Below are 7,997 nucleotides of genomic sequence, written 5' to 3'. Positions count from 1 at the left end.
TGAATAGGCAAACCTCCCGTTTTTTATTGGCCGTCTTCCGAGCCGTTGCCCCCTCCGCCACTCCCGATCGTCTTGGAACGGTTTTTGTTTTTCAACCTCACAGAACGATTCGATATACGACCTATCGTTCTATGTATATGTTATTTATAAAACTATAGAGAAACGATGAATGCAAAAACTTATCTCCTGAGCGGGTTGGCTCTGGCGATGTTGGCCGCCTGCAACAAAAACGAGGTCGAGGTTCCGGGCGAGGTGACCGTCGAAGTGTCGGAAATCCGCCTCCCGTCCGACGCTTCAAGTTCGCAGACTCCGACGACTACGACCTTTATCGCCAGCCAGCCGTGGCGCATCGAGACCTCCGCCACCAAAAGCGATGCTGCCGACTGGATGCACGTGGCGCCGATGAGCGGCGAGGCCGGAGCCGCCACCCTGACCATCACGGCCGACGAGAACCCCTCGGCGATGGATCGGACGGCCTATATCCGGATCGTTTGCGGCGGCGTGACCCGGGATATCGCCGTCACACAACCCGGCGACGGTACGCTGGTCGCCGGCGAGACGATCTATCAGGTCGGCCCCCAGGCCGATACCGTCATCGTGCAGCTGCGTAGCGGCGCCTCCTATCAAGTCGACGTCCCGGAGGGGAGCGAGTGGATCCGATCCGAATTCCTTTCGCACGGCCCCAAAGTCGATTCGCTGGCCCTGATCCTGTCGGCCAATCCGGCCGAGACCGAACGGACGGGAGCGATCCGGATTGCGGCCTCTTCCGGCGGTTTTCAGGCCGAAATCGCGATGTTCCAGCGGTCGGGGGTGTTGGATTTGCAGTTCGAACTCGATCAGCTCGTGCTGCCGACCGGCCGCTCCAGCTCGGAGAGCAGCGCCCAGTGGGTCGACAGCCTTTTTGTGGCCGGTTTCGATCGCGAAGGAGAGGTGCTGTTCGCCCAAAGTCTCCCGCGTCCGACCGAATCGGATCTTCACATCCGGGTCCTCCCGCCCGCGGAACGCATCCGAAACACCTATCCGGAGGCGCGTATCTATGTGGTGGCCAACAGTTCGGCAGACTTGAACCGATGGCCCGAAAACGAAACGCAATGGATAAACGGCAAGGACACGGCGGTGAATCGGCTCTTCGGAGCCGACGAGGTGCAGCCTCCGCTCTCGGCGCGCGTGACGCAGAATTTGGTGGCGGGCGAGAATCGGGTTCAGGTGGGGTTGTCGCACGTAACGGCGATCGTGACCTTCAAGGTGCGCTTCGACGAGGGGTGGGATTCGATTCCGCCGATCGAACAGATCACGATCAGCGGGTTCAGCAATTGGGGCTATCTCTTCCCGAATGCGACCGAGCAGGCGGTGCCGCAGACGATCGGTTACAATCCGGCGGTCGAGCCCAACGGAACGAACGATTATCGGTTCTATGCCTACGAAAACAGTCGGTTGGTGCTGACGGTATTGGCGGGCGGACGATATTATCAGGGGATTGCGCCGAATATTCTGAAACGGGGCTATAACTATTCGTTCAACATGCGCGTTTGCGAGGACGGGAATTGCGTGCCGACTGCGGCAGACGAATAGGAATCGCACAGAAAAAACAGCGGGGGATCTTTCGAACAGATGTCGAAAGACCCCCCGCGCGTTATTTTCGGACGAAGAAGTCGATATGTCTCCTACTTCTCCCCGTGTTTCACGTCGAGGAACTCCATGTTCTTCTCTTCGTACTCCTTGAGCTCCTGTTCCAGGCTCTGGCTGTAGAGCTTCATCGCCCGCCGGCTCATCCCCATGCTGGAGAAACCGCCGTCGTGGAAGAGGTTCTGCATGGTCACTTTCTTAGTCAGGTCGCTGAAGAGCGTAATGACGTAGTTGGCGCAGTCCAATGCGGTGGCATTCCCGAGCGGCGACATGCGCTGGGCGAAGTCCATCAGGTGGTCGAGCCCCATCACGCCGCTCCCGGCCGTGGTCGGGGTGGGCGACTGCGAAACGGTATTGACGCGGATTTTCTTTTCGCGGCCATAGATGTAGCCGAACGAACGCGCGATCGACTCGAGCAGCGCCTTGGCGTCGGCCATGTCGTTATAGCCGTACAGCGTCCGCTGTGCCGCGATGTAAGACAAGGCTACGATCGAGCCCCATTCGTTCAGGGCATCCTTTTTCCGAGCCACCTGCATCACTTTGTGGAACGAGATGGCCGAGATGTCGAGCGTTTTCTGGAGGAAATCGTAGTCGAGGTCGTCGTAAGTCCGCCCTTTGCGCACGTTGGGCGACATGCCGATCGAGTGGAGTATGAAGTCGAACTTGCCGCCGAAGTGTTCGGTGGTTTTGTCGATCAGGTTTTCCAAGTCCTTGACGCTGGTGGCATCGGCCGGAACGAAGATGGTGCCGAGTTTTTCGGCCAGTTCGGCGGTTCCGCCCATGCGGGCTGCCATGGGGGTGTTGGTGAGGACGACTTCGGCCCCCTCTTCGACGGCCCGTTCGGCGACTTTCCAGGCAATGGATTTTTCGTTGAGCGCTCCGAAGATGAGCCCTTTCTTACCTTTCAGCAGATTATAAGACATCGGTTTTGTTCTTTAATTTTTTTACAAAGTTAATCTTTTCCGGCGAATTACCGTCTTGTCCGCAAAATCCGGTTTCCGCCGTGCCGAACGGACAACAAGAAGAGGGCTCCGGGGAAATCGTTTCCCCGGAGCCCTCCGTGTTTACCTGATAAACCGCAGGGGGTTATTCCTTATCCCACCAGATACGGCCCGAAGTGACGTTTTCGTTGCTGCCGTATCCTTCGGTTGCGATCAACGCATCGACTGCGTTCAACCGATTCGAGGTGTTTTCGACCTGACCCGGCAGGACGCACCGGCGCGGCCAGGTCAGCAGATCCTGTTCGGCGGTTTGCGGCTGCACGAAGTAAGCCTTCGTCGGAAGTGCCGTGCCGTATTGAACCGGTACGACGGTCGGATAGCCGGTCAGTTTCCACCAGCCCCACATCTCTTCGGCGTGGGTGTAGAAGTAAACCCAGGCCTGAGCTACGATGGATTCTTTATCGACATACGGGTTCGCAGCCAGATAGTCGTCGATCATGTCGTCCGTAATCTGATACGGGCCGTTGTCGGTCAGACCGGCGATTTTCGGGAACGAAGCGGAGGTGGCGATCTGAATCTTATACCGCTGTGCATCCAATCGCAATTCATCGATTGCGGCCTTGACCCCGAGGTTGTACCAATCCTCGGCCGTTTTGCCGGTGCTGACGCCTTCTGCCGTCAGATAGGCCAGCGTGAAACACTGTTCCGGATAGGTGATGATCGGCCGACGCTGCTTGATTTTCCAGTCGAAAACATCGCCGTCGCCGTCGTTCGAGCTGTTCACGCCGTCCGAACCGCCGTTCTTGACAAAGTAACGTCCCTGTGCCGGCGAAGCGACCCGAAGGTTGATCGTAGTGTCCGTCCCGGTGCTGCTGCCCTTGGCAATGGTGAGGCTGTAGCTTTGCGCGCTCAACAGCATGCCCGGCCCCATTTCCTGATCTTTCAGCATCGGGTTGGCATTCTGTCCCTGATAGATGCGGTCGAAGATCGGAATTGACGGAGCCAATCGATCGGGCATCCCCTGATCCTTTCCATTCGGATTTTTGGTCACGGTGGTCAGCAAGGTAGGATGGTTGGCCTCGATGTATTTATACCCTTTGCTCAACTCGGCATCCAGACCGTTCGTCCGAGCCAGTAGCGGCAGACGCGGGTCGTTGGTCCGCTTCAGCTGGTGCATGAAGTTGTCCGTGATGCCGAAGTAGAGGCTGATGCCGTTGATGTCGTTCACCACATTGTCGTGGTCTTCCGAGTAGTTGTAGAAGCACGATTCGTCGTTGCTTGCGAACAAGCCGTCGGGCAACGCGAGCACCTCTTTGATGACCTCGTCGGAGTGTTGCGGGTTCCGAGCCCGGAAACGCCAAGCCATCTTCAGACGGAACGCATTGGCGAATTTCATCCACAATTTCCGTTGAGCGGCATTGTCGCCCCGTTTTACGACCGTAGCGCCCGGAGTGCCCATCGCCACGTTCGATTTCCAACCGTAGAAGTAGTCGTATTCGCCGAGGCTGACCGCATTCGGCACTGCTTCGGCAGCCAAGACAGCGATCGCCTCTTTGACGGTCTTGTCCAGTTCGAGATAGACATTCTGAATCAGGTCGTAGGTCGGCTGAATCACCGGATCCGTCGTGGCCTGAGCCCGGAAGGCCTCGGTATAGACCGCCGCCCCGTAGACGTCGAACAGACGCCATGCCTGATAGGTGTTCAGAATCTGACACACGGCGCGCATGTCGGCGTACCAAATCCGTTGAGCATCCGGAATGAACTCGCTGTGGTCGATATAATCGATCAGGGTATTCAACTGGCTGCCGTAGGCGCCGCAATACTCCGGCTTGTCGATATCGTTGATCCCGTTATAATAGGCGTTCCAGTACTGGTTGAATACGGTCGGATAGACCGCCGAGTTGGCTTTGGCCGGGTTGTAGTACTGAACGCTGGCGTAGTCGTAGCGTACGACATACTGCATCAATTGCATGATGTTGTACTTCTGCAAGAGGACTTCGCGGCTGAAGCCGTCCCAGCTTTTTGTCGCCCCGAGGAACATAAAACGCGGATCGGTGGCCGAGTTCAGGTCTTTATTCGTGTTCAGTTCCCGCATCTTGTCCTTACAGCCGACCAGCGCGAGTGCTGCCAGACAAGGAATCAGGTATTTATTGATTACTCTCATATGTGATTTTCTTTTTCAAATTAGAACCGTACGTCCAAAGTGAGTGCGAAGTTGCGCGTGAACGGCACACCGCCGACGTCGAACGGAGTCAACGGGTTGTTCGAGGTGATGGACTCCGGATTGGTCTTACCGTACAGCCCGTTGTAGATATAGCAGAGGTTGCGGGCCGTGAACGACAGCCGGGCCGACTGCATGCCGACGTGTTTGATCCACTTTTCCGGGAAGTTGTACCCAATAGTCAATTCACGCAAGGCCACATAAGAGGCTTTGGTGGTGAAGAGGTCCGAAGCGCAGCCCCAACCGAAAGCGTAGCTATAGTAAGCGGAAGCCAGCATCGGTTTGATGTGTCCTTCGTTCACCGCTTCCATGTAGGTCATGCCGCCCAAATCTACCTCCTGGCCCGTTTTGAGTGAGGTCATCGTATTTTCTCCACCGAGATCTGCCGGACGGAATACCCCGTCGAGTTCGATCCCGTTGTAGAGGAGATCGCCTTTCCAGTTCACGCGTTCAATCCCGCCGTGTTCCTTGTCGCGACCGTACAGAGATTCTTTGACCGTACCGGTACTCATACCGTAACGCAAGCCCGGGTTGGTCATCATCCCGCCCGAGCGACCGTCGATCTGAGCGAAGAAGTCGAACGAGCCGTTGTTGTTCGGCAGATTCACCTGCACCGAGGTGTTGAGCCCGAAGGTGAAGTCGGGTTCGACGGAACCGAGCACATCGTACGGATGGGTCAGGTTGCCGTTATCGTCCCGTTGCGCATAATAGTTCGGGATATCGCTACCGGTCGTCCATCCGTAAACTTCGATAGCATTCGGACTCCCTACTGCACCCCAGTAGTCGAGCATGTACTTATCGCCGTATTTTTGCGGAGTCGTACCGTTCATACGTTGCGACGCTTCGCCGTACGTCACCCGCGGTGCGGTACCGTAGCCGTTCCCCCCGGTGAAGACCCCGAAGGTACCCCCTTCGAAAGCGTAGATAGACGGCGATGCGTCATACCCGCCCCACAACTGTATCTGTTTTACCTTGTCGTGCAATTCTTTGATTTTACCGCGGTTGCGCGTCCAGTTGAAGCCGATGTTCCAGTTCACGGTACGCGTCCGGATCGGGGTCACGTCCAACTGAAGTTCCCAACCCTGGTTCTGGATGTTACCGGCGTTGATCAGGCGTTTGCTTACCCCCGATTCAGCCACGGCTGCGAGGGTGAGGATCTGGTTCTTGGTGTTGATCTTGTAGTAAGCTACGTCCACCCCGATGCGGCTGTTCAGGAAGCGGAGGTCGGCACCGAACTCCATAGATTGCTGAATTTCCGGCTTGAGGTCGTAGTTCGGCAGCGTCGTATTGTTCGGCGAAGCACCGATGATGCTGCTTCCGTCCGGCGTCTGGATGCCGGTCGAGTATACATTATAGTATCCGGCACCGTTCGAGGTGGCGTAAGCGCCCGTCCCGGAACCTACCTGTGCCCAAGAAGCGCGCAGTTTACCGAACGAAAGGATATTCGGGTCGATGTTGAACGTGTCGGAGAATACCCACGATGCGTTCACCGAAGGATAGAAGACCGACCAGTTATCGGCCCCCTGCGGCAACCAAGTGGGGAACAACAGGGAAGATACCCAGTCGTTACGCCCGGTCACTTCGAGGAAGACCTGATCTTTCCACGAGAGGTTAATCGCTCCGTAGACCCCGACAACCATGTTGTTACGCGGCGTGTAGCTGTTTTTTACATTGCTCGTGGTCAGCGGATTGACCGAGTTGCCGAACGACCATACGCCCGGAACGACCAGACCGCCGTTGGTCGTCTTTTCAAACGAAGTGGCGCGGGTGTTGCCGTACATTTCCGCCCCGACACGCACGTCCAGTTCGAGGTTGTCGTCTACGAACCGACCATTGCCGTGCAGCGACGCATTCCCGTTGTACTGTCCGCTCGAACCGCCGTAAATGCCGTATTTGTTGCCGGTGCCGGACCGTCCGATGCCGCTACCGTAGTTCTTTTCTTCTTCGAATTTCTTGAAGTCGTTGAAGCTGGCAGTCACATTGGCATCCAGCCAGTCGGTAAACTGGGCGGTCAAGCCCAAGCTGGCGATGATGGTCTGTTCGTTGTGACGGAAGTTGTCGTCCACTTCCCGGTTCAGCGCCGTCTGCAAACGCTGCAACGAGGTCTGTTTATTCGTCGAGATGCGTTCCCAGGTCTCCCGATTGACGATGTAGTTATCGCGATACCATTCGAGGTCGGTGTTCCGGTTCAGGAAGTAGGTGGTGAGCATCCCGTAGTTCCGCCCGTTGTCCCACTGCCAGATACCTTGCGTTTGACCGTTGTAAGCATCGGAGTTGGAGTACTGGAACCCGAAGTTCACCGAGAAGATGTCGTTGATCTTCCCGTTCGTCCGGAAGTTCACCGAGTGGCGGTTGAACTTGTTGTTGGCCATCGTCCCGTTCAGTTTCGTATAAGCGTACGAAAGACGATAGGTAGCCTTTTCCGACCCGCCGGTCAATGCCACGCTCACATCGTCATATTGACCGGTCTGGAACAATGCGCGCCAGTTGTCCGGATAAGCCACGAACGGTTCGGGCGTATTATTGGGCCATTTGTAGTTCTGTTCCATCAGCTGACCGTCGAGACGGGGCCCGAACGAACCTGCGGTATAGCCGCCGTTGGCCGTTGTTGACAAAGTCCCGGGAATCACATCGCCTTCATAACCGTTTGTCGGTCGTCCTGCGCCGTACAGGTTCTGCAACGGCACCGGAGCTGCGTACGTGTCCTGCCATTCATGAGTGTACTTCACTTCGACACCGATTCCCTTGCGAGCTTTACCGCCTTTGGTGGTGATCACGATGGCACCGTTCGCACCACGAGAACCGTACAGCGCGGTTGCGGCAGCACCTTTCAGCACGGTGATCGATTCATAGTCGTTGGGGTTCAGGTTCTTCAGCTGGTTCCCGTAATGGTCTCCGGTTCCTGAAGCGTTAAACCCTTGTTCGTCGTTCTGCATCACGATCCCGTCGATGACGAAAATCGGGGAGTTGTTCTTGGTCAGCGACTTCGCACCACGGAGCGTAATCACCGGGGAAGAGGTTACCCCGGACGATCCGTTGGTCGAAATCTGAAGACCGGCCACTTTCCCTTGCAGTGCGTTAATCGGACTGATGGTGTTGGTACGCGAGAGTTCGTCGCCTTTCACAGCTGTACTGGAGTACCCCAACGCTCTGTTCTGCTTGCGTCCCCCCAATGCCGTCACCGTCACCGCCTCTGTCTGCAAAACAGA

4 protein-coding genes are annotated in these 7,997 nt (G+C 56.6%); 1 reads left to right on the top strand and 3 read right to left on the bottom strand.

Features of this window, described 5'->3' with window-relative positions; all coding sequences use genetic code 11:
- Positions 1–165 precede the first annotated feature (165 nt).
- On the top strand, positions 166–1,572 hold the full coding sequence (locus QZ302_RS07315; RefSeq protein WP_294594061.1) for a BACON domain-containing protein: 1,407 nt from the start codon (positions 166–168) through the stop codon (positions 1,570–1,572).
- Between the two features lie 92 nt (positions 1,573–1,664).
- Here QZ302_RS07315 and QZ302_RS07310 read toward each other — a convergent pair whose 3' ends face one another.
- The 3 genes from QZ302_RS07310 to QZ302_RS07300 form a co-directional block, all read right to left on the bottom strand.
- A complete protein-coding gene (locus QZ302_RS07310) occupies positions 1,665–2,549 on the bottom strand; it encodes an SDR family oxidoreductase (RefSeq protein WP_294594059.1) in 885 nt (294 codons plus the stop codon).
- 163 nt (positions 2,550–2,712) lie between these two features.
- A complete protein-coding gene (locus QZ302_RS07305; RefSeq protein WP_294594057.1) occupies positions 2,713–4,731 on the bottom strand; it encodes a SusD/RagB family nutrient-binding outer membrane lipoprotein in 2,019 nt (672 codons plus the stop codon).
- Positions 4,732–4,751: 20 nt separating this feature from the next.
- On the bottom strand, positions 4,752–7,997 hold a 3,246-nt coding region (locus tag QZ302_RS07300), incomplete at its 5' end, for a SusC/RagA family TonB-linked outer membrane protein (protein WP_294594055.1).

Source organism: uncultured Rikenella sp. (assembly GCF_910579375.1).
GTDB lineage: Bacteria > Bacteroidota > Bacteroidia > Bacteroidales > Rikenellaceae > Rikenella.
The sequence above is the reverse complement of the archived record's forward strand: the minus strand, read 5'-3'. Positions and strand labels throughout refer to the sequence as shown.